19 protein-coding genes and 1 pseudogene are annotated in these 24,541 nt (G+C 66.5%); 8 read left to right on the top strand and 12 right to left on the bottom strand.

The genetic code is table 11. From position 1 onward, the window contains the following. Window positions 1-43: 43 nt before the first annotated feature. The 4 genes from J2852_RS21305 to J2852_RS21290 all read right to left on the bottom strand — a co-directional run bounded on the left by J2852_RS21305 (window position 44) and on the right by J2852_RS21290 (window position 4,155). On the bottom strand, window positions 44-1,123 hold the full coding sequence (locus tag J2852_RS21305; protein ID WP_209879391.1) for an AI-2E family transporter: 1,080 nt from the start codon (window positions 1,121-1,123) through the stop codon (window positions 44-46). 229 nt (window positions 1,124-1,352) lie between these two features. Next, a complete protein-coding gene (locus J2852_RS21300; RefSeq protein WP_343206796.1) occupies window positions 1,353-2,762 on the bottom strand; it encodes a sensor histidine kinase in 1,410 nt (469 codons plus the stop codon). A gap of 52 nt (window positions 2,763-2,814) precedes the next feature. Further along, window positions 2,815-3,492, bottom strand: a complete 678-nt coding sequence (locus J2852_RS21295) for a winged helix-turn-helix domain-containing protein (protein ID WP_209879385.1) — start codon at window positions 3,490-3,492, stop codon at window positions 2,815-2,817. A 90-nt stretch (window positions 3,493-3,582) separates the two neighbouring features. Further along, entirely contained in the window at window positions 3,583-4,155 is a 573-nt protein-coding gene (locus tag J2852_RS21290; RefSeq protein WP_209879382.1) for a type 1 glutamine amidotransferase domain-containing protein, read from the bottom strand. Window positions 4,156-4,302: 147 nt separating this feature from the next. On the opposite strand from J2852_RS21290, the gene J2852_RS21285 reads away from it, so the two are divergent. Both J2852_RS21285 and J2852_RS21280 read left to right on the top strand, forming a co-directional pair. Continuing rightward, window positions 4,303-4,986 (top strand): PRC-barrel domain-containing protein, encoded by a 684-nt coding sequence (locus tag J2852_RS21285; protein WP_209879379.1) that lies wholly within the window; start codon window positions 4,303-4,305, stop codon window positions 4,984-4,986. Between the two features lie 46 nt (window positions 4,987-5,032). Beyond that, complete coding sequence (locus J2852_RS21280) at window positions 5,033-5,653, top strand: TIGR00725 family protein (protein WP_209879377.1); 621 nt, start codon at window positions 5,033-5,035, stop codon at window positions 5,651-5,653. Between the two features lie 4 nt (window positions 5,654-5,657). On the opposite strand, the gene nfi is transcribed toward J2852_RS21280, so the two are convergent. Further along, the gene (nfi, locus tag J2852_RS21275) at window positions 5,658-6,341 is read right to left on the bottom strand and encodes a deoxyribonuclease V (protein ID WP_209879374.1); all 684 of its coding nucleotides are present in this window, start codon (window positions 6,339-6,341) and stop codon (window positions 5,658-5,660) included. A 32-nt stretch (window positions 6,342-6,373) separates the two neighbouring features. Further along, window positions 6,374-7,687, bottom strand: a complete 1,314-nt coding sequence (locus J2852_RS21270; RefSeq protein WP_209879372.1) for a D-amino acid dehydrogenase — start codon at window positions 7,685-7,687, stop codon at window positions 6,374-6,376. Between the two features lie 270 nt (window positions 7,688-7,957). Here J2852_RS21270 and J2852_RS21265 point away from each other — a divergent pair, with 270 nt between their 5' ends. Further along, entirely contained in the window at window positions 7,958-9,496 is a 1,539-nt protein-coding gene (locus J2852_RS21265) for a sigma 54-interacting transcriptional regulator (RefSeq protein WP_209879370.1), read from the top strand. Between the two features lie 7 nt (window positions 9,497-9,503). Here J2852_RS21265 and J2852_RS21260 read toward each other — a convergent pair whose 3' ends face one another. Continuing rightward, the gene (locus J2852_RS21260; protein WP_209879368.1) at window positions 9,504-9,734 is read right to left on the bottom strand and encodes an FmdB family zinc ribbon protein; all 231 of its coding nucleotides are present in this window, start codon (window positions 9,732-9,734) and stop codon (window positions 9,504-9,506) included. 54 nt (window positions 9,735-9,788) lie between these two features. Next, window positions 9,789-10,136: a hypothetical protein gene (locus J2852_RS21255; RefSeq protein ID WP_209879366.1), complete on the bottom strand. Its 348-nt coding sequence runs from the start codon at window positions 10,134-10,136 to the stop codon at window positions 9,789-9,791. 458 nt (window positions 10,137-10,594) lie between these two features. Between J2852_RS21255 and J2852_RS21250 the strand changes: the two genes are divergently transcribed. Further along, window positions 10,595-10,948 (top strand): hypothetical protein, encoded by a 354-nt coding sequence (locus tag J2852_RS21250; protein ID WP_209879364.1) that lies wholly within the window; start codon window positions 10,595-10,597, stop codon window positions 10,946-10,948. A 72-nt stretch (window positions 10,949-11,020) separates the two neighbouring features. On the opposite strand, the gene J2852_RS21245 is transcribed toward J2852_RS21250, so the two are convergent. Continuing rightward, entirely contained in the window at window positions 11,021-14,467 is a 3,447-nt protein-coding gene (locus tag J2852_RS21245; protein WP_209879362.1) for a bifunctional diguanylate cyclase/phosphodiesterase, read from the bottom strand. A 715-nt stretch (window positions 14,468-15,182) separates the two neighbouring features. Here J2852_RS21245 and menD point away from each other — a divergent pair. The 3 genes from menD to J2852_RS21230 are packed head-to-tail and all read left to right on the top strand — an operon-like array spanning window position 15,183 to window position 18,819. Continuing rightward, window positions 15,183-16,991, top strand: a complete 1,809-nt coding sequence (menD, locus tag J2852_RS21240; protein ID WP_343206795.1) for a 2-succinyl-5-enolpyruvyl-6-hydroxy-3-cyclohexene-1-carboxylic-acid synthase — start codon at window positions 15,183-15,185, stop codon at window positions 16,989-16,991. A gap of 18 nt (window positions 16,992-17,009) precedes the next feature. Next, on the top strand, window positions 17,010-18,266 hold the full coding sequence (locus tag J2852_RS21235; RefSeq protein ID WP_209879360.1) for an MFS transporter: 1,257 nt from the start codon (window positions 17,010-17,012) through the stop codon (window positions 18,264-18,266). A gap of 55 nt (window positions 18,267-18,321) precedes the next feature. Further along, complete coding sequence (locus J2852_RS21230; protein ID WP_209879357.1) at window positions 18,322-18,819, top strand: cupin domain-containing protein; 498 nt, start codon at window positions 18,322-18,324, stop codon at window positions 18,817-18,819. A gap of 161 nt (window positions 18,820-18,980) precedes the next feature. On the opposite strand, the gene J2852_RS21225 is transcribed toward J2852_RS21230, so the two are convergent. From J2852_RS21225 to J2852_RS21215, 3 genes and pseudogenes are all read right to left on the bottom strand, one after another. Continuing rightward, window positions 18,981-20,939: a methyl-accepting chemotaxis protein gene (locus J2852_RS21225; protein WP_246499892.1), complete on the bottom strand. Its 1,959-nt coding sequence runs from the start codon at window positions 20,937-20,939 to the stop codon at window positions 18,981-18,983. 212 nt (window positions 20,940-21,151) lie between these two features. Continuing rightward, the gene (locus J2852_RS21220; protein WP_209879351.1) at window positions 21,152-22,126 is read right to left on the bottom strand and encodes a TRAP transporter substrate-binding protein; all 975 of its coding nucleotides are present in this window, start codon (window positions 22,124-22,126) and stop codon (window positions 21,152-21,154) included. Window positions 22,127-22,651: 525 nt separating this feature from the next. Further along, a pseudogene (locus J2852_RS21215) lies at window positions 22,652-23,056 on the bottom strand (transposase); the annotation flags it as partial. A gap of 337 nt (window positions 23,057-23,393) precedes the next feature. Between J2852_RS21215 and J2852_RS21210 the strand changes: the two are divergent. After that, the coding region (locus J2852_RS21210; RefSeq protein WP_209879348.1) for an IS1380 family transposase at window positions 23,394-24,541 on the top strand (1,148 nt) is incomplete at its 3' end.

The raw sequence follows: 24,541 nt of genomic DNA, 5'->3' as shown, positions 1-24,541 counted from the left end.
AACAAGAAGCTGATCGCCGGCCGAAAAATGAAGGCGGCCGGCATCAATCCTCGCTAGGGAAATGCCGGCCCTCCCCCAGCTTGTCCTCAATGTAGAGCATGTTGACGAGCACCAGGGCCACCACGGCCAGCGGGGTCGCCAGGAACATGCCCATGAGGCCGAACAGCACCCCGCCCGCCGCGATGGCGCCGATGGTGATGACCGGCGGCAGATCGACGACGCTTTTCTGCATCAGCGGCGTGATCACGTTGCCCTCGATCTGCTGGACGATCAGATAAAGAAGCGCCACCCACATCGCGTCGGTGGGCGATTGCGCGAAGGCGATCAGGATTCCCGGCACCGCGCCCAGCACCGGCCCGATCAGCGGAATGAACTCCAGCAAGCCGGCCAAAAGCCCCAGCGCCGGGGCACTCGGGATGCCGAGCAGCAGCAGCCCGCCGGTGACCAGAACCCCGACGATCGCCATGGAGGCGAGCTGGCCGATCAGCCATTTCCACAACGACTCACCCATGACGTCCAGCACCTCGTGGGCACGCGCGTGCCCGCGCGGCGGGACCAGCAGCACGATCCCGCGCCGATAGACCTTCGGTGAAGCCGCCAGATAGATCGCGGTGAACACCACAACCACCGCATCGCCCAGGAAGAACATCACGCTGGAGGCGACCGTCCGCAGGCGGTTCATCCAGGACGTGGCGTCGCGCCCCTGCTGGGCGATTTCGTCCCGGATCGTACCCGGCAACTGCTCCACGGCGCGGTTGATCTGCTCGGTCAACTGGTCGAATTGCCCGATGACCGAATGCCCCAGCAAAAAGACGCCGCCCACCAGCGCCACGGCCATCACCGCGAGCACGATGCCCAACGCCCATCCCTGAGAGAGACGCGAGACCTTCCGCACCCCGTCGGCCATCCGTTGCAACAGGATCGCCAGCAACACGCCGGCAAAGACCAGCAGCAGCGCGTCCGCGACCTTCCAGGCGACGAACATCAGCCCGAAGATCCCGGCGGCGATCAGCACCTTCCAGGTGAACACCTTCAATTCGGTCGGGATCGAGCGCCCGCCCGGCGCGGCTTGCCCGTGTTCGATGCGGGCCGCCCCTTCCGCCGCCTGTCTGGTCGCATCCATGAGGTTTCCCCGATTGGCTCACCGGGGAAACGCCGCTCGAAGGAAAGTGTTTCACAGCCTTATGACTAGCACTTTCGTAGTAATACACATATCCGAATGCGCGGCGACCGTTCAGACCCCATATCATGGGTGACGCCAAGGAGTCATTCTCGCTGATGTCAACTTCAAGCCCGCCGGAAACGGCGGGCTTTTTCTTTGAGGCGCGCGTTGTCCCTTCTCGGTACGAGGCTCAATGGGGTGGGGTCGCGAACGTTCCGCCATTCGCCGGGAACTCAAGGCTGATCCGCAGGCCGGGCGCGTTGTCCTCCAGCACAAGCCGCGCGCCGTGCAGCCGGGCCACCGCGTCCACGAGGCTGAGGCCCAGCCCGTTGCCCGGCGAGGCCCGCGCGGTGTCCAAGCGGACGAAGCGTTGCAGCACCTTCTCGCGCATGTCCGACGGGATGCCCGGCCCGTTGTCGGCGATGGTCACGCGGGGGCCGCGCCCATGCGCCGCTCCCTCCAGCACCAGCGCGATGCGTCCGCCCTCGGGTGTGTATTTGATGGCGTTGTCGAGCAGGTTGGACACCGCCTGCGCCAGCAGTTGGCCGTTGCCGCGCACCACCGGCTCGCCCCGGATGTCGGTGACGAGCGTCTGGCCCTTGTCCTCGGCCACCGGCTCGTAAAGGTCGGCGGCGATCCGCACCGGCTCGGCGAGTTTCACCGGTTCCAACTCGGTCCGCTTAGCGCCCGATTCCGCCTCGGCGATGGAGAGCAGCGCGGTGAAGGTGGCGAGCAACCGGTCGGCCTCCGCGATGGTCTCCTGCAACACCGCACGGTAGACCTCTGGGTCCTCGGTCTCGTGGATCAGCGCCAGTTCGATGCGGGAGCGCAGGCGGGTCAGCGGGGTGCGCAGGTCGTGGGCGACGCTTTCCGTTACCTGCCGCATACCGGTCATCAGCCGTTCGATCTGGTCGAGCATGGCGTTCAGGTTGCCGGCCAGCCGGTCGATCTCATCCCCGCCGCCGGAGCGCGGCACGCGGCCCGTCAGGTCGCCGGCCATGATCTGGCGGGTCGTGCGGTTGATTGCCTCGATCCGCCGCATGGCGCCGCGCGCCACCAGCAGCCCGCCGCCCAGCCCCAGCAGGGCGGTCACCGCCAGAATCCAGCGCAGTGAGGCGATCATGCGCCCGCGCAGCTGGTCGATCTCGCTCATGTCGCGGCCGACCAGCAGGCGAAACTTGCCCGGCAAGGTGAAGGTGACGGCCATGGCGGTGGAGGGCCGGTCGCTGGTGCCGCCATACTCGGCGACCTTGAAATGGGTCCAGCCGCTGGCGTCCGGCACCGCGGTCGGCCAAGCCGACAGGTTGCCCGCCAGGATCACGCCGCCGGGGGTGGTCAGCAGATAGACGGAGTTGGTGTGCGACGTCGCGCTGCGGTCGCGCACCGCATCGACCAGCCCGCGCAGGCCCTGACCCCGGTACTGGTCTTGAAGGCCGGCGACTTCCAGCGCGATGGTCTCGCCGATTTCCGATTCCAGAAAGCCGGCGGTGGTGCGGTACACCACCGCGAGGATCAGGGCCACCGACAGCACGAACATCGCCAGATACAGCACCGCCAGCCGGAACGGCGTGGTGCGCGCCAGCCGCAGGGCAGAAATCACAAGTGCTTTCACGCGCCACCCGTCACTGGGCCACCCGTCACTGGATCACCCATCACTGGGGCGCCCGCAGGCTGTACCCCGCTCCGCGCACCGTGTGGATCAGCGGCACGGAAAAGTCCTTGTCGATCTTCTGCCGCAGGCGGGCGATGTGCACGTCGATGACGTTGGTCTGCGGGTCGAAGTGATAGTCCCAGACATTCTCCAGCATCATGGTGCGGGTCACCACGCTGCCAGCGTTGCGCATCATGAATTCCAGCAGGGCGAACTCGCGCGGCAGCAGCTCGATGGGCTTGCCGGCGCGCTTGACCGTGCGGGACAGCAGGTCCAGCTCCAGGTCCGCGACCGTCAGCTTGGTCTGCGGCTGGGCGGCGCTGCGGCGGCGCACCAGCACCTCGATCCGGGCGAGCAGTTCGGAGAAGGCGAAGGGCTTGGTCAGATAGTCGTCGCCGCCGGCCTTCAGCCCCTTCACGCGGTCGTCCACGCTGCCGAGCGCGGAGAGGAACAGCACCGGCGTGTCGTTGCCCGTGGCGCGCAGAATCTCGACCAGCGACAGCCCGTCGCGGCCGGGCAGCATGCGGTCCACGATCATCACGTCGTAATGCTCGGAGCCGGCCAGGAACAGCCCCTCCTTGCCGTCGTTGGCGACGTCCACGACGTGCCCGGCCTCCTTCAGTCCCTTGGCGAGGTAGGAGGCGGCCTGCCGGTCGTCTTCGATCACGAGAACTTTCATGAGCGGAAGAATAGCGCATCCGCCCGGCCGCCCAAAGATCGCAAACTCGTCACCCCTCCCGCCTTGGAGCGGGAGGGGCCGTGAGGGCGGCTATTCCGCCGCGTGCCGATGGCCGTGGTGCCGCCCTTCGGCGAACTCCTCGATCATCTTGCGGCAGAAGGCCGGCAGGTCGTCGGGTTTGCGCGAGGTGACGAGGCCCTTGTCGGTCACCACCTCGCTGTCCTCCCAATTCGCCCCGGCGTTGGTCAGGTCGGTCTTCAGCGACGGCCAGGAGGTCATGCGCTTGCCGCGCACGCCGCCCGCGTCGATCAGCGTCCACGGGCCGTGGCAGATCGCGGCGATGGGCTTGCCGGACTGGACGAAGCTGCGGATGAAGTCGATGGCTTTCGGTTCCAGCCGCAGGGCGTCGGGGTTGATCACCCCGCCCGGCAGGACCAGCGCGTCGAACCGGTTGGCGTCGGCTTGGTCGAGCGCTACGTCCACATCCACCCGGTCGCCCTTGTCGTGATGCTTCCAGCCCTGAATCTGGCCGGTCCGGGGCGAGACGATCCGCACCGTCGCCCCTTCGTCGCGCAGCGCCTTCACCGGTTCGGTCAGTTCGACCTGCTCGAAGCCGTCGGTGGCCAGCACGGCCACGGTCTTGTCCTTGAGCGTCTGTGCCATGGGATTTCCCTCTTCGATTGGCCTCTGCGCCAGCAACCGGAGTAAGCCCAGGGAGTTCCGGCAGGAACCGCACCCCTGCCCCCATGTTTCCCGATAGTACGGCCCCCTTGCAGCACCATCGGGAGTCACCATCGGGAGCGACGATCCATGCGGTTTTGCGTCTTCCTCACCCTGCTTACCCTTTCCACCGCGACCGCCTTCGCCCAAGCGCCGCACGGTTCCCCACAGATGTCCGCGCTGCCGGGCGGCTGGTCCTACGCGTCGCTGTACCAGGGCTGGCGCGCCGACACGATGATCGGGACCGAGGTGAACGGGCTGGTCGGCGAGGAGCTGGGCGAGGTGGTGGACCTCGTCATCAGTCCGGATGGACGGCTGCAATCGGTGGTGATCGAGGCGAGCGGCATGCTGGACGCCGGGCAGGCCCGCTTCTCCGTGCCCTGGACGCAACTGATGGCCGGCTCCATCGACGGGACCCTGACCTTTCCGGCGACCAGCGCCGACGTGCTGACGATCATCCGCAACGAGCCCCAGCCGATCAGCCGTCCCGGCGACTGGCGCGCCGCCGCCCTGCTCGGCCGACCGGTGCAGACCGAGGGCGACGACGGCTTCGGCACCGTGAGCGACCTCATCTTCGATCAGATCGGCAACCTTCAGGCCGTGGTGGTCGAACCCACCAGCGGCATCGGCGGTCCCTACGCCCAGCCCTGGGACGCGGCGAGCGTCGAGCCCGGTCTGGCGGCGGTTATCCTGTCCACCACCGCCGATCAGGTGCGATCGCTGGGCGCCTTCGACACCGCTCGGATCAACGAGAGCGTTTTCGCCCGCCGCTGACCGGCCGAGTGTGCATACTGGCGCCCGCTCAAGGAGGGGGACCGCCATGTGGATGCTCGACGCCGACCGCAGCACCTTGTGGGACAGCCGGGGCCGGCGTTTCGACCCCGTCGCCCGCGCCTGGATCGTCAGCGAGGTGCCGGGGAGCGCAACGCCCATCGGCGACGCGGCGGCCATCGGCTGGCTCCAGCGCGAGAGTGGTTCGCCCTGCCGTCCACCCATCGGCGTGATCGGCCCGCGCGAGCCGTCGCCCTTCCAATACGAACTTGCCGAGCGCATCGGCGCGGAGCTGGCGGAACTCGGCCTGACCGTGCTGTGCGGCGGGCGGGCCGGGGTGATGGAGGCCGTCTGCAAGGGCGTGGCGAGCAAGGGCGGCATCAGCATCGGCCTGCTGCCCGGCGAGGAGTGGGATAGTGCCAACGCCTACGTCACCGTTCCCATCGCCACCGGGATCGGAGTCGCCCGCAACGCGATCATCGCGCGGGCCACGCTGTGCCTGATCGCCATCGGCGGCGGCAACGGGACCCTGTCGGAAATCGCCTACGGCCTGCAATTCCGCAAGCCGGTCTTCGCCCTGGCCGGAGCTCCGAAGGTGGCCGGCACCGTGGAACTGGAAGGCTGGGACGATCTGCTGCCCCGCTTGGCGGCCGTGGTGCTGGCATCCTGACCGCTCACCCGTGCATGCGCGAGATGGCGTCGGCAAGGCGGATCGGCTCCGGCAAGCGCCACTTCGGCGAGAAGCGCAGCACGAGGTCGATGCAGGTCTCCAGACTGACCCGATGGCCGGGGGAGACGAACAGCAGGTTGGTGCCGTTGCGGGTGCGCAGCGCCGCCCCCACCACCTCCCGCCGGTGCCAGAGCAGGGCGCGTGATCCGCGCTCGTTGCCCAGATCCTCATAGCGACCGACGAGACGCGACTTGGCGACACCGATGGCCGGCAGCCCGGTCAGCACACCGACATGGCAAGCCAGCCCGAAACGGCGCGGGTGTGCGGTGCCCTGCCCGTCGATGACCAGCAGGTCGGGCGGCTCCGGCAGCAGGCCGATGGCCTCCACCATGGCCGGGGCCTCGCGGAAGGACAGCAGGCCGGGGATGTAGGGAAAGCCGGTCGGGCGGCTCAGCAGCACGCTGCGGGTCAGTTGCAGCGTGTCGGCATCGATCTCCGCGACCGCCGCCCAGGTCAGCCCGCGCTCCTCGTTGAAATGCGCGTCGACGGCGGCGAGGCGGCGCAGCGGCCCGAAGTCGTCGCGCGTCACCACCAGCCCGCGCAACCGCTCCTGCACGGCGCGGGCGTCGGCTTCGGTGACGGGCCAGGGTTCGTGGAGGGCGTCCATGCCGGCGAGAACAGCCGGCACGAACACCCCTCACACAATCACTCCTGACACAATCACGCAGTCGGGCGGGCAACGCCCACGGCCGGACGGGTGCCGGACGCGGCCAATGCCGGGCGGCCATAGCGGTCCACGGTCAGCCCTTCCATGTCGATCTCGGTGCGCCGGCCACTGACCACGTCGGCAACGACGCGGCCCGAGCCGGCGGCCATGGTCCAGCCCAGCGTGCCGTGCCCGGTGTTCAGGAACAGGTTGCGCACGGGGGTCGAGCCGACGATGGGCGTGCCGTCCGGCGTGTTGGGACGCAGGCCGGTCCAGAACTCCGCCTTGGCGAGGTCGCCGCCCGTCGGGAACAGGTCGCTGACGACATGGTCCAGCGGCCCGCGACGGCCTGGCCGCAGCGTCAGGTCGTAGCCGGTCAGCTCCGCCGTGCCGCCGACGCGGATGCGGTCGCCGAGGCGGGTCACGGCGATCTTGTAGGTTTCGTCCATGACGGTGGATTCCGGGGCGCCCGCCGCGTCCACGATGGGCAGCGTCAGCGAGTAGCCCTTCACCGGGTAAACCGGCAGGTCGAGGCCCAGCGGCTTGACCAGCATCGGCGAATAGCTGCCGAGCGCCACCACATAGGCGTCCGCCGTCAGCGTACCCGCGTCGGTCCGCACGCCGGTGACACGCCGCCCGTCGCTTTCCAGCCCCTGGATGCGGATGCCGTACCGGAACTCCACGCCCAGGCCCGCCGCCATCTCGGCCAGCACATTAGTGAAGCGGAAGCAGTCGCCCGTCTCGTCGCCCGGCAGTTGGAGGCCGCCGACGATCTTGTCCTTGACCAGCGCCAGCGCCGGTTCCGCCGCCACGCAGCCGTCACGGTCCAGCAGCGAATAGGGGACCTTGTAGCGGTCCAGCACCGCCATGTCGGTGGCCGCCGCATCGACCTGCTTCTGGGTGCGGAAAACCTGGAGCGTGCCCTTGGTCCGCTCGTCGTAGCGGATGCCGGTCTCGTCGCGCAGATCCCGCAGGCAGTCGCGGCTGTATTCGGCCAGCCGGACCATGCGGCCCTTGTTGATCTCGTAGCTGCGCTCGTTGGCGTTGGCGAGCAGCTTCAGGCACCACGCCCACATGGCCGGGTCCATCTTCGGTCGGATGACCAACGGGGAGTGCTTCATCAGCATCCACTTGATCGCCTTCCCGACCAGCCCCGGCGCGGCCCACGGCGCGGAATAACCCGGCGACACCTCGCCCGCGTTGGCGTAGCTGGTCTCCAGCGCGGCACCGTTCTGCCGGTCCACGACGGTGACCTCATGCCCGGCCTTCGCCAGATAGTAGGCGGTGGACACGCCGATGACGCCGCTGCCGAGGACGATGACGCGCATGGAAGGCTCCCGAGTTCGCAGATTGGCTTTCCAAACCATCAGCAATCCGGATGCCAACCGCCAAAACGGCGGATTTGCTAGGGTTCGGGACACGTGGCGGCGCGTAACCGTACACAAAAGTTTACAGATCGGCGTGCGGCACACCACGGGCCACGATCAAAACCGAACGATTTCAGTGCATTGGCGATTGCGTACACATATCGTTACACTGTATTTACTCGTTTACGCATCACCCGTTCGCAGCACCTCCATCGCCACCGGGATTGGCCTATGCGCATCGACGTCCTGTTCACCGACCGCGTCGGCATCGCCCACGAAATTCTGGCCGTGCTGGCGAAGCGCCGCCTGAACGTCGTCGCGGTGGAGGTCGATCCGCCGCACATCCACATCGACGCGCCGGAGCTGGACACCCAGGCGCTCGGCCCGCTGGACGCGGCGCTGCGGACCGTGGAGGGCGTGCGCTCCGTCACCCCCATCGACATCCTGCCGGGCACCCGGCGGCGGCTGCACCTCGACGCGCTGCTGGCCGCCCTGCCCGACCCGGTTCTGGCCGTGGACCGCGCCGGTCGCATCGTGGTGGCGAACGCCGCGGCGGCCGAGGTCGCCGGGCGCCCGGAAAAGGAGCTGAGCGGCGCCAATGTCGGCCGGCTGTTCGGTGACGCGGAACTGACCGACATGCTGGTAGACAGCGGCTTCCGCCTGCCGGGGCAGGAAATGATGCTGAACGGCCGCCCCTTCCTGCTGGACGCCACCCCCATCGTGGAAGACGGGCGGGCGGCCGGCGGCGTCGTGACCCTGTTCGCGCCAAGCCGCCTCGGCGAGCGCCTGCACGCCTTGCAGAACTTCGACGAGGGCGGGTTCGACCGCATCCTGGGCGACTCCCCCGCCATCCGCGCACTCAAGGCGCGTGCCGCGCGCGTGGCGGCGGTGGACGCGCCGCTGCTGATCCTGGGCGAGACCGGCACCGGCAAGGAGTTGATCGCCCACGCCTGCCACCGCGCCAGCCCGCGCCGCGACAAGCCCTTCCTGGCGCTGAACTGCGCCGCCGTGCCGGAGAGCCTCGCGGAGAGCGAGCTGTTCGGCTATGCCCCCGGCGCCTTCACCGGCGCGCAGCGCGGCGGCAAGCCGGGTCTCTTGGAACTGGCGCACGGCGGCACCGTCTTTTTGGACGAGATCGGCGAGATGTCGCCCTACCTCCAGGCCAAGCTGCTGCGCTTTCTCAACGACGGCAGCTTCCGCCGCGTCGGCGGCGAGCGGGAGCAGACGGTGGATGTCCGCGTCATCAGCGCGACTCATCGCCCGCTCAACGCCATGGTGGCGGAGCACAGCTTCCGCGAGGATCTCTACTACCGCCTGAACGTGCTGACGCTACAGGTCCCGCCGTTGCGCGAACGCGGCGAGGACATCCTGCTGCTAGCCCGCCATTTCATTGCGCGCGCTTGCGCCCAGGCGCGCCGGCCGCCCTGCCGCCTGACCGTGGCGGCCAGCGCCGCCCTGCTCGCCAACTCCTGGCAAGGCAACGTGCGCCAGTTGGAAAACGTGGTCTTCCGCGCGGTGACGATGAGCGACGGCGCCTATCTCGACGCCGCCGACCTGGAGCTGGCCGGCGCCCGCATGGGGGCGGAGGACGGCGCCGAAGCCCCGGAATCCGCCAGTTGGGAAGAGGCGCTGGAAGGATTCGAGCGCACGCTCCTGCGCCGCCTCTATCCGCGTTTTCCCTCCAGCCGCAAGCTGGCGGCACGCCTGCGCACCTCGCACACGATGATCGCGAACAAGCTGCGCAAGTACGGCATTCCGGAGGGGCGCTGATTCCCGGCTACAGCTTGGACCGCTCGGCCTTGCTGTAGTTGCTGAAGTGCCCTTCCTTCTTCGCAACGGCGCGGGTGTTCGCCAGAATGCCCTTCGACTTGGCTTCCGGTGCGACGAGCGACACGAGCTTGTCGAGATCCTGGCTGTTGCAGGACGCGCAGACGGGCACGTCGGAAGCGCGCACCAGCGTTTCGAACTCATGACCACAGGCTTTGCACCGGTAGGAATAGAGCGGCATGGTTCCTCGCACAGATCGGGGTCCGGCGCAGGCGCGACCTGGCCGTCAGCAGGGTCATAGTACCACTTTGTCGTAAAATCGGAATATTGAGACCACCGACGTTTCAGCACGTTCAGCGGAGGCAGGTTTCTGCGCCCTGTCCATTGGCGCAGCCTGCGAAACGGATCGCGATTCCGGACCGCCCCAGCCGGGTTGCTCGTCGTCCAAATCGACGGCGTCTGCCCCGGCGCGACCAAGGCGCCAGTAGTGGTGATGATCCGCGCCGGACAACACGATGGTTTCGCGGTGTGTAGCGCCGTTCTGATCGAGGGTGCCGCTGGCGCCGGTGAAGCGCAATGCGCCGCTGCCGAAGCAGTCGGCGATGGTGTCGCCGACAAGATTGTCGATGGAGCCGGCGAACATGGCGTTGCTGAAACTGAACCCCGCCGGGCTTGCCGAAGGTCATTTGACTTGAATGACTTCACCATGATGATCCCGGCACACAAATACGTGTAAAACGCCCACATCTGCGTTATGCGCAAGCCTTCAACCCCGATCAGGGCCATCCCCAGGAACCGGCACCCGCGGGCAACGCGGCTGCGCCGCCGCTTCCAGCACCACCGCCGGCATATTTCGCCCCAGTCGGCCCGACCGGCTGGCAAGACTGCCCGTATCACTCCCCCCAGCGACAGCGCACACCGCCGCACCCAGCGATGCCGCCCGTCAGCCTTTTTTAGCGCGCTGCCGACGAAGCGCCCGCGACAGCTCGCGTTCCGGCGGCACACCCGACCGTCCGCGAGCGGATATGCCGCCACCACCCGAGGTCACACATATTTCTGATTGCCGAAACTCTGGCACCCTATCTGATCGGACGCGGCACGTTGCAAGCGAGCGACATCGTCGACGGCGACTTTACGCTCGCCGCCACCAGCCGCCGCAACCGCAATTTCAAGGTGTACCAGTCCGGCTATCCGGGGCTCTTCGTCAAGCCGGTGCCGATGGCCCACCCGGAGGTCATCGGCACCCTGCGCCAAGAGGCGGCCTTCCTCCGGTTCGCGAAGGAAAACGCGTGCTTGGCCACAGTGAGGGGCTTCGTCCCGGAACTGCGGGACTACAATCCGATCCGGCACACGCTGACCACCACGCTGGTTCCCCGTTGCCAACAATGCTGCCCCCGGGTGGTCGGGACGATCTCCAGGACCTTCCGGAAGCCGAGAGCCCCCATAACGTATTGAGGCTCTTTCCTGCCGGGGCGCGATGAAGGACCGTTTCCGACCCATAGGGCCGCGCGGTTCCGACCGGACCAGCTATTGACGCCAGACGTCCGGCACCTTGAATCCGTGCACCCAGGCCGGGATCAAGTCGGCGGCCATCGGCCGCGCCACCCCGTACCCCTGCGCGACGTGGCAGCCGAGACGGAGTAGGGCCGCACCGGTCTCCGGCGTTTCCACGCCCTCGGCCACCACGGTGCGGTCGAACGCCTTGGTCAGGCCGATGATCGCCGAGACCAGTGCGAAGTCGTCGGCATCGTCCAGCATCCCGCGAACGAAGGACTGGTCGATCTTCAACGTGCTCGCCGGCAGTCGCTTGAGGTAGGCAAGCGAACAGTAGCCCGTTCCGAAGTCGTCCAGCGCGAACTCGACCCCGAACTGGCGGCAGCGCTCGATGATCGCGCAGACCTGGGCCATGTCCTCAAGCGCGCTGGTTTCCAGGATTTCCAGCTCCAGACGGTTGGCGGGCACCGTCGGGTAGCGGTCGAGCAGCGCCCCCAGCCGCTCCGGAAAATTGTCCTCCTGAAGCTGCCGCGCCGAAACGTTCACGCTGACCGGAAGATTCAGCCCGTCGCGCGACCATTCTTCCATCTGACGCAGCGCCTCCTCCAGAACCCAGTCGCCGATGGAGACGGCGAGCGGCGTCTCCTCGACCATCGGCAGGAAGGTTCCGGGAGCCAGCAAACCGCGGTCCGGATGCTGCCAGCGGATCAGCGCCTCGGCCCCCACCACCGTCCCGCGGAGCATGTCCACCTTGGGCTGGTAGTGCAGCCGGAATTCCCCCGCCCGGAGCGCGGCGTCGATTCGGCTCAGCGTCTCATGCAGGGTGCGGGCCTGCCGGTCGCGCTCCGGATCGAAGGCGGCGTATCGGTTGCGCCCGGCTTGTTTGGCGCTGAACATGGCTTGGCCGGCCTGCCGCAGCAGGACGTCCGGATCGTCGCCGTCGGTCGGGTAATAGCTGACGCCGACGCTGGCCGTGATGGTAATGGCGACGGCGCGGCCCGGCACCTCGAACGGTTCGGCGAAGAGGTCCAGCACCCGGCGCAAGGCGGTCTCGCCCTGCGCCTGATCATCAAGGTCGCCGAGGATCACGGCGAATTCGTCGCCGCCCAACCGGCCGATGCTGTCGCTGGTGCGCAGGTTGCCGGCCAGCCGGGAGGCCACGGAGATCAGAAGCGCGTCGCCGCAGCTGTTGCCGTCCGCCTCGTTGATTTCCTTGAAGCCGTCGAGGTCGAGGTAGCAGACCGCGAGCATCTTCCCGTCGCGGTCGCACTGGCGGATCGCCTGCCGCAGCCGGTCGGTGATCAGGACGCGGTTCGGCAGTTGGGTGAGCGCGTCGAAATAGGCCATGCGCTCCAACCGGGCCTGCGTCTCCTTGTGGGTGGTGATGTCGCTGAAGATACCGATGTAGTTTTCGACGTTGCCTTCGGCGTCGTAGACGGCGGTGACGCTCAGCGACTCGGTGCAGAGCGTGCCATCCTTGCGGCGGTTGACCAACTCCCCGCGCCATTGGCCAGTCCGACGCACTGTGGCCCAGAGATCGCGGTAGGGATCGACGGCCTCCTGTCCGGCGCGCAGCATGAACGGATCGCGCCCGATCGCCTCCTCGCGCGAGTAGCCGGTGATCTGGGTGAAGGCCCGGTTGACGTCCACGATGCGACTGCGGCTGTCGCAGATGATGATGCCCTCCTGGGCGTTCTGGAACACGCTGGCCGCCAGACGTTGCCGCGCCGCTTCCCGTTCCCGTTCGGTAACGTCGTAGAGGATGGCGTAGACGAGATTCCGCCCCGACAGCCGCAGTGGGCTGTAATGCACCTCGAGTTGCCGGATCTTCCCGGATCCCAGCCGGTGCGCCACGATCCGCGTGCCCTTGAAGGCGCGGTTGGGCGGTGGTTCCTTCTGGGCATCGCCGCGCGCCTCGATATCCCCCAGCGTCATGGCGAGCAGGTCGGACGGCGCGTAGCCGTAGAAAATCACCGCAGCGGGGTTGGCGTGGATCACCCGGCCGCCATCCTCCGGATCGAGGATCAGCTTGATCGCGCTGTCCGCCTCGAACATCGCCTGAAACATGGCCTGGTTTTCCGACCGTTGCTCCTCCGCTTCGGTGCGGCTGGTGATGTCGCGGGCCACCCCGGCGATGCCGGTGATCGCGCCGTCCGCGTCCTTGACCGGTACGCGGATGACCTCCAGCACGAGGCGCCGCCCCAGGGGATCGCGCGTCTCGACCTCGGAGCGGATTTCCGGGACTCCGTTCAGGACGGCGGCGTCCTCGGCGTGGAACATCGCCGCCCCGCCATTGGCCCAGGAATCCTGCACGGGCTTACCGATGATGTCGTCCACGCCCAGGGCGAACTGGGTGGCGTAGGCCTCGTTGGCCGCGATGAAGCGGAGATCCGTGCCCCGGATCCAGGCGAGGTCGGGAATGCTGTCCAGCAGCGCCCGCATGCGCGCCGCCGTGTCGGCGTAGGCCGCCGTCATGTCCTGCGCGATTTCGATGGCACGGCTGTGGCTGCGTTGCCAGACGAGGATCAGAGCCAGCAGCGCCGCCGCCAGCATCGTCGCGAACAGGCCGTAGGAAACGGCCTTGCGGTACCAGCCGGCCATCGCATCGTCGTAGGAAAGCCCCGCCAGAATCACGAAGGGAAGATCCTTGACCCGCTGGTAGCCGTAGATCCGTGTCTCGCCGTCCAGGAACGACCGCGCGACCGTCGATCCGGATTCGTGCTCCCTCAACTCGTTGGCGAGGACCTGGTTGTTGATCCGTTCGCCGAAGCGGTCGGGCAAGGCAGGATGGCGGGCGATCAGGTGCAGGTCGGCGTCGGCAATGGTGATCGAACCCTGCTCGCCGGTGTTCAGCGTCTTGAAGAATTCCTCGAAGAACTGCGCGTTTACCGCCCCCTGGACGAGTCCGGCGAAATTGCCGTCGCGGTCCTCCAGGCGCCGGCTCAGCGTGATCACCCAGTTGCTGGTGGCGCGCGCGAAGATCGGCTCGGAGATCACCAGACCGGCCTTGGGGTAGCCTTGGTTCGCCAGGAAATAGCGGCGATCCGAAATGGTGGCCGGCGGCGGGACGCTGCTCGCGTCGAACACAAAGATCCCCTTCGCATCCGCGACGCGCAGGCTCTGCGACTCCGGGATGTAGGCCAGCATCCGTGCCAGATCGGCGTTGACCTCGGCGAAAAGATCGGTGGCGACGGTCCCGGACGGCAACCCGTCGGGAAAACGCTCCTGCAGCCGGTACTGGGTCTCCAGCAGGACTTGGTCGATGCGCCGGACGGTGGCGCGCACATGGCCTTCCAGGGCAAGCACAAGGTTTTCCGCGTGACGCCGGGCGTAGGCCTGTTCGCTGGCGTGCGAACGAATCAGCTCGATGCCGAGGACGGCGCAGAAACCGGCCAGAACCGCCAGTGCCACGGCAGCATACAGCAGGGGGCGCCGTCTGCGTCCTGCGTTGGCATGGCTGGTCACCGTCTGTTTCCGCATGCGGCATGCTCCGGGCCAGCGGCCCAATCGGTGCGACAATCCTGCACGGTCAGCGGCGATCCGGCCCATCGAGGACGGGTGCGTCGGAGTGCGGTTGAGGGTCCCAAACCGGCATCGATGCCCAACTGGTGATGGAGCGATAATAAGTCACACGACAGCAGCATAACCTAACAATAGTGGTAAGCAAGCAGACGAAACGCCGCGCCTTCAAGTTCCATTCTTTAAAATGCCCGTTTTTGGTGTTTTTTGCCAAGCCGCAGAGCGCTAAACGCGCAATACGCCGAACGCCGCACCGGCACCCCTCCTTCTTGCCTGGACCAAGAAGCGACACCCCACGTTGCATAGTCACAGCCTAGACATCAACCGTAGAGCGATTCACAGCTAGACACCCTGACCAAAACCGCGAGTGCGAGCCTCAAAGATCAGAAACCGCCCATCATTCTCTTCTTGAACCGTGATTATCATAAATTGTCGATGATTTCCAAAAGTCCATATTCAAGTTGTGCTAACAACAGAAACTAACGTATTATGCGGTCATCGCGTTTGTATGGCATACGATGGCGTTCCAAAGGGGGCTATGGTGAGCAACTCGGTTGAATTGGCAGAGCGCGTTGCCGGTGATGGAGCGGCACAGGCCACGCAGCGAGTTGCAGACGCGCAACCCGTTGCAGCCAAGGCGCCCGCGGAAACCGACAACACAACCTTCCGCGGGATCGTGTCCGGCGATGCGGAGCTGAACTTTGTCTGGTCAGCCTTCCTGATTGACTCCCTGGTGGAGGCGGGCTGCACGCACGCTGTGATGTGCCCGGGCGCGCAGATGGCGCCGCTGGCGCTTGCCTGCCGCGCCAACCCGAAACTGAAAGTGTCGGTCGTCATCGACGAACGGTCGGCCGGCTTCTTCGCGCTCGGACTGTCCAGCGTGACGCAAAAGCCGACCATCCTGGTCTGCACATCCGGGTCGGCGGTGGGGCAATTCTACCCCAGCGTCATGGAAGCGAACTACGGAATGATCCCGCTGATCATCATCACCGCGGATCGCGCACCGGAAAACCAGGACCGGAGTTCCGCGCAGGCGATCGACCAGATCCGCGCCTTCGGCCAGCACGTGCGGGCATCCCACAACATCCAGCTTCCCGACGCGAGCATCGACTCGCTCTCGCCGCTCGCCTCCCGCATCTATGAGCAGGCCTCGGGCGCCACTCCGGGTCCGGTGCATGTGAACCAGGCGTTCCGCGACCCGCTGGTCGCGCAGGCCCGCAACAAGCGCCCCGTTCCCACGCCGCCGGTGGTGACCACCCCCGTCCTGACGGTCAACGAGGCCGACGCCCGGCGGCTTGCCGAGACCCTGGCCGGACGCCCCGGCGTGATCGTCTGCGGCGCCGGCGAAATCGACGAGCCGGGCTTCCCGGCCGCCATCTACGAGCTGTCGCGCCAGCTCGGCGCGCCGATCATCGCCGACCCCTTCAGCAACCTGCGTTTTGGCGCGCCGAGCGACGTTCCGGTGATCGCGCGCGCCGATTCCTTCCTGCGGGCAACGCGCTTCACCGACACCCACAAGCCGGAATGGGTGATGAACTTCGGCGGGCCGCCGATCTCGAAGCCGGTCCTGACCTACCTTCAGAACACCCACTGCACCGACTACATCGGCGTCGATCCGACCACCAAATGGCAGGACCCGATCCTGCGCCTGACCGAGATCGTGCGCGCCAGCCCCGAAGCCCTGTGCAAGGCGCTGGTCGCGTCGGGAGCCCTTCGCCCCGCCCCGGCGTCCTGGGCGCAGTCCTTCGTCGCCTGTGACACCTACATCGACGGCCTGTCGCACACCGCCTTCGACACGATGTTCTGGGAAGCGCCGATCCTGCGGCGGCTGGTCCAGGCGACGCCCGACGGGGCCGTGTTCTTCTGCGGCAACTCCATGGCCGTCCGCGACGCTGACAGCTTCTCCGGCCGGACCGAGACCCGGCTGCGTCTGTTCGCCAACCGCGGCGTGAACGGCATCGACGGCTCCATCGGCACGCTGGTCGGCGTCGCGGCGGCGCAGCGCCCGATGAAGACCCTGTCGGTCATCGGCGACATGGCCTTCTCGCACGACGTGGGCAGCCTGCAACTCGCCGGCGACCTGAACATCGTGCTGGTCGTCCTGAACAACGGCGGCGGCGCCATCTTCGAATATCTGCCGATGTCGAAGACACCGGAAGCCATGGACTTCATCGCGCCCCCGACTCTGAACATCAGCCTTGCGGCGCAGGCCGCCGGCTGGCGGACGTGGCGGGCAGCCGATCTTGCGGACTTCAACGGTGCGCTGGAGGAGGCGATGGCGGCCAGCGGCCCCTGCCTGATCGAGGCGGTCATCGACCGCAAGGAGAGCGTGCGCCAGCATAAACTCTTCTGGGGAGCCGCCGACGGCATCAACGCCATCATCCGGCTGCGCGGGCCCGAGGGCATGGCCATCACCTTCGGCGTTCCGCAGATCACCGAATCCGACAAGTCGAGCGTCGAGTTCGACCTGAACGTCAAAGACTGATCGCGCGACGCGGATCCCATGGACGGCCATCAATCCGAGAAGGCGCGCGAGGCGGAGGAGGAACATAGGTCCGAGGATGCGTCCTCCGCCCTGCCCGCTCCTCCCCCGATCCTGCTGCGGGAGCGGGTGGCGATCTTTCTCCTGGGGTTCGCGGCGTTTCTGCCCCTCTACGCGCCCCAATCGGTCCTGCCGCAGCTGGCCAGCAGCTTCTCGGCCAGCCCTGCGGAGACCGGGGCGGTGATCGGCGCGACGACGCTGGCGGTCGCCCTGTCGGCGCCGCTGGCCGGACCGCTGACCGACCGCTTCGGCCGCAAGCGCTCCATGCTGGCGGCCATCTCCATCCTGGTGCCGCTGACGCTGCTTCTGACGCTGTGCGGCACCTTGGACGAGCTTCTGGCCGTCCGCTTCACCCAGGGCATCGTGCTGCCGGCGCTGTTCACCGGCGCGGTCGCCTACATCGGTACCCGCTGGGAAGGGGCACGCGGCGCGTCGGTCACCGGCATGTTCGTGACCGGATCGGCCATCGGCGGGTTCGCAGGCCGGTTCGTCGCCGGGCTGCTCGCCGATCTCACCGGATGGCAGAGCGGATTCGCGGCCCTGGCCGGCGTCTCCGCGCTGTGCGCGGTCTTCGTCGCGCTCTGGCTGACGCCGGACGCCGCGCGCCCGACCGGGTCGATTCTGTCCAACCTCCGGGGCATGCGGGAGCATCTCCGCGATGGCCGGATCCGAGCCGTGAGCCTGTGCGGCGGCACCGTCCTGTTCTCGATGACCGCGTGCCTGTCCTACCTCGGGTTCCATCTGGCGGCCCCACCCTTCGACCTGACGGCGGCGGGAATCGGGCTCGTTTTCCTGGTCTATCCGCTCAGCGCGACCGCCCCATTCGTCAACAGCTGGCTGCTGCGCACCCTGGGGACGGGCAACGCCTATCGCGTGGCCTTCGGCGTCTGCGCGGTCGGACAGCTGCTCCTTTTGCTGCCTCATCTCGCGGCCGTAGTCGTGGGAACCGGCATTTTCCTCGGCGGCGTGTTCCTGTGTCAGTCGCTGGCGCTCGGCTATGTGGGCCGAGTGGCGACAACGAACAAAGGCGCGGCCGCCGGCCTTTACGTTTGCTGCTTTTACCTCGGCGGTAGCCTTGGCGCCATTGCGCCCGGCCTTCTGTGGAAAACCGCAGGGTGGCCCGGATGTGTGGCCTTGGTTCTTGCCGCTCTTTCAACGGGCGCCCTCATTTCCCTGGCGATGCGCGAGGGGAGTCGTACCGCTGCGGATCCGGCCTGAGTTTCAGAGCCGAAGGCGCCCTGTCCAACCCTCCCCTTCAAGTGAAGAGAGCGCCATGGTCTATTTCACGAAACAGCGGCAGAGCACCGTCGATGCCAACTTGCGCCGCAGGCTGAGCCTCTGCGGCCTCCTGCTCGCCGCCGGCCTGCTGGCGGGAGCGCCGGCACAGGCCGAGACCACGACGACCGAAGCGGTCAAGCCGCCTCCGATGCCGAAGTCCTCGGTCCTGCTGCAGTCCACGACCCACAGCAACGGGGTTCCGATCGTCTACCCGACGGGCATGCCCCAGGTCACGGTGCGCGTCACTGAAATCCCATCGGGCGCGGACACCGGCGTCCACAACCACCCCATCCCGCTGGTCACCTACATCCTGACGGGCGAGCTGAGCATCCGGAGCGTGTCGGGCACCGTCCACGTGTACAAGAAGGGCGACGCCTTCGTGGAGACGACAGAATTCCACCGCGGGGTTAACGAGGGCAAGGACCCTGTCCGGCTGCTCGCCTTCTACATCGGCGAAGTCGGGGCGCCGCTGTCCAACAAGCCGCCTCAGTAAGCATCCTCACGGAAGCACGACGACGGCGCCGGAGCGGGATATACCCCCGCTCCGGCGCCGCGATTTTTCGCAGGTGATTTTTAGCAGCTGAGCTTGGCGGGCGATCATGTTGGCGGAAAGGCCGGGGTGCCGTCGCCAGCACCCCGGCTATTCGCCCGGCATCAGGACGCCCGGATGCGGTCGGTGAAGGAGTTCACTTCGTCCTTAAGCAGCGACGTCTGGTGGGTCAGGGTGCCCGAGCTTTCCAGGAGCAGTTCGGCAGAGCTGCCGGCATCCGTCGCCTTGTGGAGCACGTGGGTGATGGTGCTGGCGACTTCTGTGGTGCCCAACGCCGCCTGACGCAGGTTGTCGCTGATCTCCGTCGTCGCCTGGAACTGTTGCTGCACCGCCCCCGAGATGCTCATGGCGATGCTGTCCATGCGATCGATGGTCTCGCCGATCCGCTTGATGGCGTTCACGGCGCTGAAGGTTGTCGATTGGATGGCGTCGATCTGGACGCTGATCTCGCCGGTCGCGACGGTGGTCTGGTTGGCAAGCGCCTTCACCTCGTTGGCGACCACGGCGAAGCCCTTGCCGAAATCGCCGGCGCGGGCGGCCTCGATCGTTGCGTTCAGCGCCAGCAGGTTGGTCTGCTTGGCGATGTTCTCGATCATATGGACCACGTCGCCAATGCGGCCGGCCGCGTCGGCGAGCGCCGAGACGACTCCGTTGGTCTCGCGCGCCTCGTTGACCGCGCCGCGGGCGATCTCGGTGGACTGGGACGCCTGATTGCTGATGGCGGCGACGGAACGGGACAGCTCCTCCACCGCCTCCGACACCATCTTGACGTTGATGCTTGCCTCCTCGGTGGCGGAGGCACCCTGGGTGGCCAGTTCGACCGTCTGTTCGGCAACGTTGGCGACGAGGCGGGCGTTGGTCTCCACCACCTCGGCTTCGCGGATGACGAGCTGGACCACATCCATGACCGTGCTTTCGAAATTCTCGGCCAGCTTGCCCATGGTCTCGCGCTTTTCCGCCTCGTTGCGCTGCCGCTGCTCTTCCTGCTCGTTGCGCATCCGCTCCATGTGGATGGCGTTTTCCTTGAACACCTGGACCGCGCGGGCCATGTCGCCGACCTCGTCCCGATTCTCGGTGGCCGGGATGTGGATCGAGGTGTCGCCCTTGGCGAGCACGCTCATGGCCGACGTCATGCTGCGGACGGGCTTGACGATCGAGTTGGCGATCAGCAGCGCAAAGACAATGCCGGCGAGCACCGCAATGACGGGCGTGATGACGGCTTGGCGCCAGCTGGCGTCGAGTGCCTCGACGGCGCGCGACTGGGTCTGCGTCTGCATGTCCGAGAAGGTCGTGACGATGCTGCGGACGACGCGCTCCAGCTCGGCCAGGATGTCGCGGATCCGGGCCTGCGATTCGATCAGCGACTGGCTGCCGACGACGGCGTCCTCCAGCCCCTTGGTGAAGGTGACGAGTTGCGGCTCCATGGAACCGAGGAAGCGTAGCAGGCGCTTGTTCGTGATGACCGGCTTGGCTTCCTGGATCGTGTCGCTCAGACGCGCCAGCTCGCCCTTGGCGGAGTCGGCGTCGTTGGGATCGAAGGTGGTGAAATAGCGGGCCGCCGCCATGCGGGTGGCTTGAAGAGCCTGCTGCAGGCGCAGCGCAGCCTGAAGCGCCGGCGCCTCGCCGCTGTTCTGCGCGCCTTCCACCAAGGCCACGGCGGTGGTGTTCAGCTGAGCACCGACCAGGAAGGATTGGCCCACGCCCTCGCGACGGCGGGTGACCGCTTCGACGGTCGTGTCGAAGGCGGCGCGGTAGTTGCTTGCGGCCTTCTGAAGCGCGCTGATGCTCGCCCGGTCCGCCGTCGATTCCGTGCGGGCGTCGGTTTCGCCGATGGCGCGCACGAACACGTCCACTTCCTTGCGCGCGCTGAACAGGTCGGCCTCGGACTGGGACGCGATGTAGGTCAGAACCGCCCGGTCCATGTGCTCGCTCATCTCGACGAGGCGAGCCGTGCTCATGGCGTTGTGACCGACGGCCATGACCCGTTCAAGTTCGTCGCGGATGGTACCGACGTTGTTCACGAACTGAACGCCCAGAAACACGATCAAGGCGATCGTGGCCATGAAGCCTACGTAGATTTTCTGCGAAATCTTCATGTGCGAGGCCAAACGAAACATACGGACACCCGTTGGAAAGACGTCGCTTGGACGTTGGGCGCGAGATCGCGTCAAGGGGGTGGGGAAGGCGCAGCAGCCCGATATGTCCGGCCCCGCGGGTTCCCCGCCGCTGTCGCGGGCGGCCGAAGCCGCCCGCCGTTGGTACCAAAGCGTGCTGATTACTTGGCGTTCTTGATCGCCAGGATCTTTTCCATCGTGAACTTCTTGGCCGCTTCCTTGTAGAAGGGCTCGAGAGCCGCTTCGAACGCCGCGCGATCAAAGTCGTTGGTGATGGTGATCGGTGTCGTCTTGAGCGTGTTCATGCCCTCACGGTCGCGGCTGCGCACGAACTCGCGCGAAGCCTTGCCGCCGGCGCGGGCCGCCTCGATGAAGGCGGTCTTCAGCTCGGGCGACAGCTCATCGAAGAACTCCTTGTTGATCAGGAAGACGCCCGGAGAATAGGTGTGCTTGCTGATCGTGATGTGGCTCTGCACCTCGTACAGCTTCGAGCCGACGATGGTGGTGACCGGGTTCTCCTGCGCTTCCGCCTGCCCGCTTTTCAGAGCAGGATAGAGCTGCGCGAAGGGCATGGAGAACGGCTCTGCCCCCAGAGTCAGGAACGCCTGCTTGTAAAGCTCGCTCTCGGCGATGCGCACCTTCATGCCCTTCAAATCGGCCGGAGTCTTGACCGGCCGGAGCGAGTTGGTGAGCTGCCGGAATCCGTTCTCGGCCCAACCCAGCGCAACCGCACCGGAATCTTTGAAGGAATCGAGGAGAGCCGCACCGATGGGGCCGTCCAGGACCAGATCCGCGTGGGCCTCGTCCCGGAACAGCAGCATCAGGTCCAGGATGCCGATGTTGGGATTGAACTGCGCCAGCGCGCCGCCCGACGACGACAGCACCATGTCGATGGTGCCGAGCTTCACGGCGTCCAGCATGGCCGGACCGGAGCCCAGCACGCTGGCCGGGTGTTCCTCCAGCACATACTTGTTGTTCGTGCGGCGCTGGAGTTCCTCGTTCATCACGCGCACGGCTTCGCTGAACTGCGAACCCTTCGGCAGCACGTGGCCAATCCGAAGCTTTTCCTGAGCCTGCACGCCAGCCGATGCCATCAGCAAGGTCGCGCCGACCACCGCACCCCAAAACGCCCTCATAACGACCCTCCGTCCGTGAACCACTGAACCGGCACAAGGAGTTATAGAACCTATACCGCTCAGCAGTTGCAAAAGGTAGAAAGTATATGCATACGAGTCAAACCTATTTTGGTGCCGCACCGGCCAACAGCCCGCTATGCGAGAGCTCTTAATAGATTTTTATCGTTGTTGATAGCGGCCTTCCAATGGCATGCGCCCATACGTCGGTGCGACATCATGTCGTAAACACGCTTCCTTAAGCTGGGCAAAACGCTAGCCTTTTTTGGGAGGATTATTGGCGCGAGTGAAACAGCTAAGCCAACGGAGCGCGGCAACTGGACGCCGAATTTATCGATATGGTTGAAAATTTTTCCACTTTTGAGTGCTACAGCAAAAGCTGGAACGGAGACAAACTATGCCCTGTATGGTTGTGCATTTCCCCGGATGCGGCTGCAGGGTTTGGCTACGGCTGAGATCCCGTCCCGGCGCGTGGCGCCAAAGGCAGAAAACCGCTCCCGATCTCCGGCGAGTTTGGCTTGGGCGCCAAGCGGCCACGGCGGGCAGGCTGACGATGGAATCATCGTCGAGCGGAGCGATGGTTTCCAGGGTCGAGGAGCGCGCCCGCTGAACCGCCCATTCATCGTTTTGCTCCGCCAGAAGGGCGCCGCCGAGGCGGATGATAGCGTCCTCGCCGGGGAAGATGCCCGCCACTTCAGTACGCCGCTTGATTGAGTTGTTCAGCCGCGCGATGGAGTTGGTCGAGGGCCGCTTAGGCCTATGCTCCTTCGGGAAGCTCAGAAAGGCCAGCGCGTCGGTTTCAGCTTCGTCCAGCAAGGATGCGAGCTTGGGCATCTTGGAGCGGAGCGGCGACTTGGCATCGTCCTGGAGAAAAGGCGGTGCCGATGCTTGCGCAGGAACGCCGTCCAAAAGATTGCGGCCTTGGACACCAGCAGGCGATTCAGGGACGCCGTGATCGGCACGTCGACGCGGTGGGTCGAGATGCCCCACACATGCTCCCCTTCAAGGATGCAGCGAGCGCCGTTTCGGCCATGCGGGGCGGCTCCCGATGGTCCTCGCGGCAACCGTTGCGCTGGGCCTGTCGGTTGGGGCGGCGTTCGCCAAAGGCGTCGGCGGTCAGGCCTCCGCCCGCCAACTCCATCGGCCACTAGCCCGGATAATTCACCGGAGCTGAAGCTGGGATGGCGGGCGCGAGGTTAAGCCGCTGAATTCGTGTATGATTTTGGTGCTGAAGCAGTCTCACCACGGATCAACGGGGTTCACGCCCGCCATGGCCGAGAGTACCGGGGTTCTGCCCGGCTTGTCACCGGTTGCCGGCAAGCCGGTTCACGCCGCCTTCGATGACGGCCGCCTCACCTCCGACGCCGGCATCCTGCTGCTGGCGGAGATCGACCGGCGGCTCGAAATCTGCGAGCGCCTAGCGGACTGCATCGAGGATACGCGCGCTCCCGAGCGCATCCAGCACACGCTGGCGGAGATGATCCGCTTCCGCGCCCTGCTGAGCGCCGTGGGCTACCCGGATGCCAACGACTGCGACACCCTGGGCAGCGATCCCGCTTTCAAAATGGCGGTCGGCCGGCTGCTGGAAAGCGGCGCCGATCTGTGCTCGCAACCGACCATCAGCCGCTTGGAAAACCTGCCCGGCCCGGTGGCGCTCAAGCGCATGATGGCCGCCATGGTGGAGCTGTTCTGCGACAGCTTCGCCACGGTGCCGCGGCGCCTCGTGCTGGACATCGACGACACTGAGGACCGCGTCCACGGCGCCCAGCAACTGTCCCTCTTCCACGCCCATTACGACGGGCGCTGCTTCCTGCCGATGCACATCTACGAGGCGACGACGGGCAAGCCGGTCGCCGTCATCCTGTGGCCCGGCAAGACGCCGGACGGTGCCGAGGTGGCGCTGGTGCTGCGCCATGTCGTTCGGGCCATCCGCGCCCGCTGGCCGCGCGTCGATATTCTGGTGCGCGGCGACAGCCGTTACGGCCGCCACGAGGCGATGAGCTGGTGCGAGCGCAACCGCGTCGGTTACGTCTTCGGCCTGGGCGGCAACACGGTCCTGCTCAGGCGCGTCACCGACTTGGCCGAGGACGCCGCCATGGGCCGGCTCGCCGGCGAGGACGACAAGGTTCGGCGTTTCCGCGAGTTCCGTTACGCCGCCCGCACCTGGAAGGTCGAGCGGCGGGTCATCGCCCGGGTCGAGGCGTCAGCCCAGGGCACTGATACCCGGTTCATCATGACCAATCTGGCGGGCACGCCCAAGGCGCCGTACGAGACCGTCTATTGCGCCCGCGGGCAAATGGAGAACCTGATCAAGGCGCACAAGGGGAGTATCCGGAATTTCGTGCTCGGTGGGGTTATCCTGAAGCGAAAGGAGCCCCTGCATGGCACGACGCAAAGAGGCCGTTATCCCGGACGCGA

Source organism: Azospirillum soli (genome assembly GCF_017876165.1).
GTDB classification, from domain to species: Bacteria; Pseudomonadota; Alphaproteobacteria; order Azospirillales; family Azospirillaceae; genus Azospirillum; species Azospirillum soli.
This window is presented reverse-complemented; position numbering and strand designations above follow the sequence as displayed.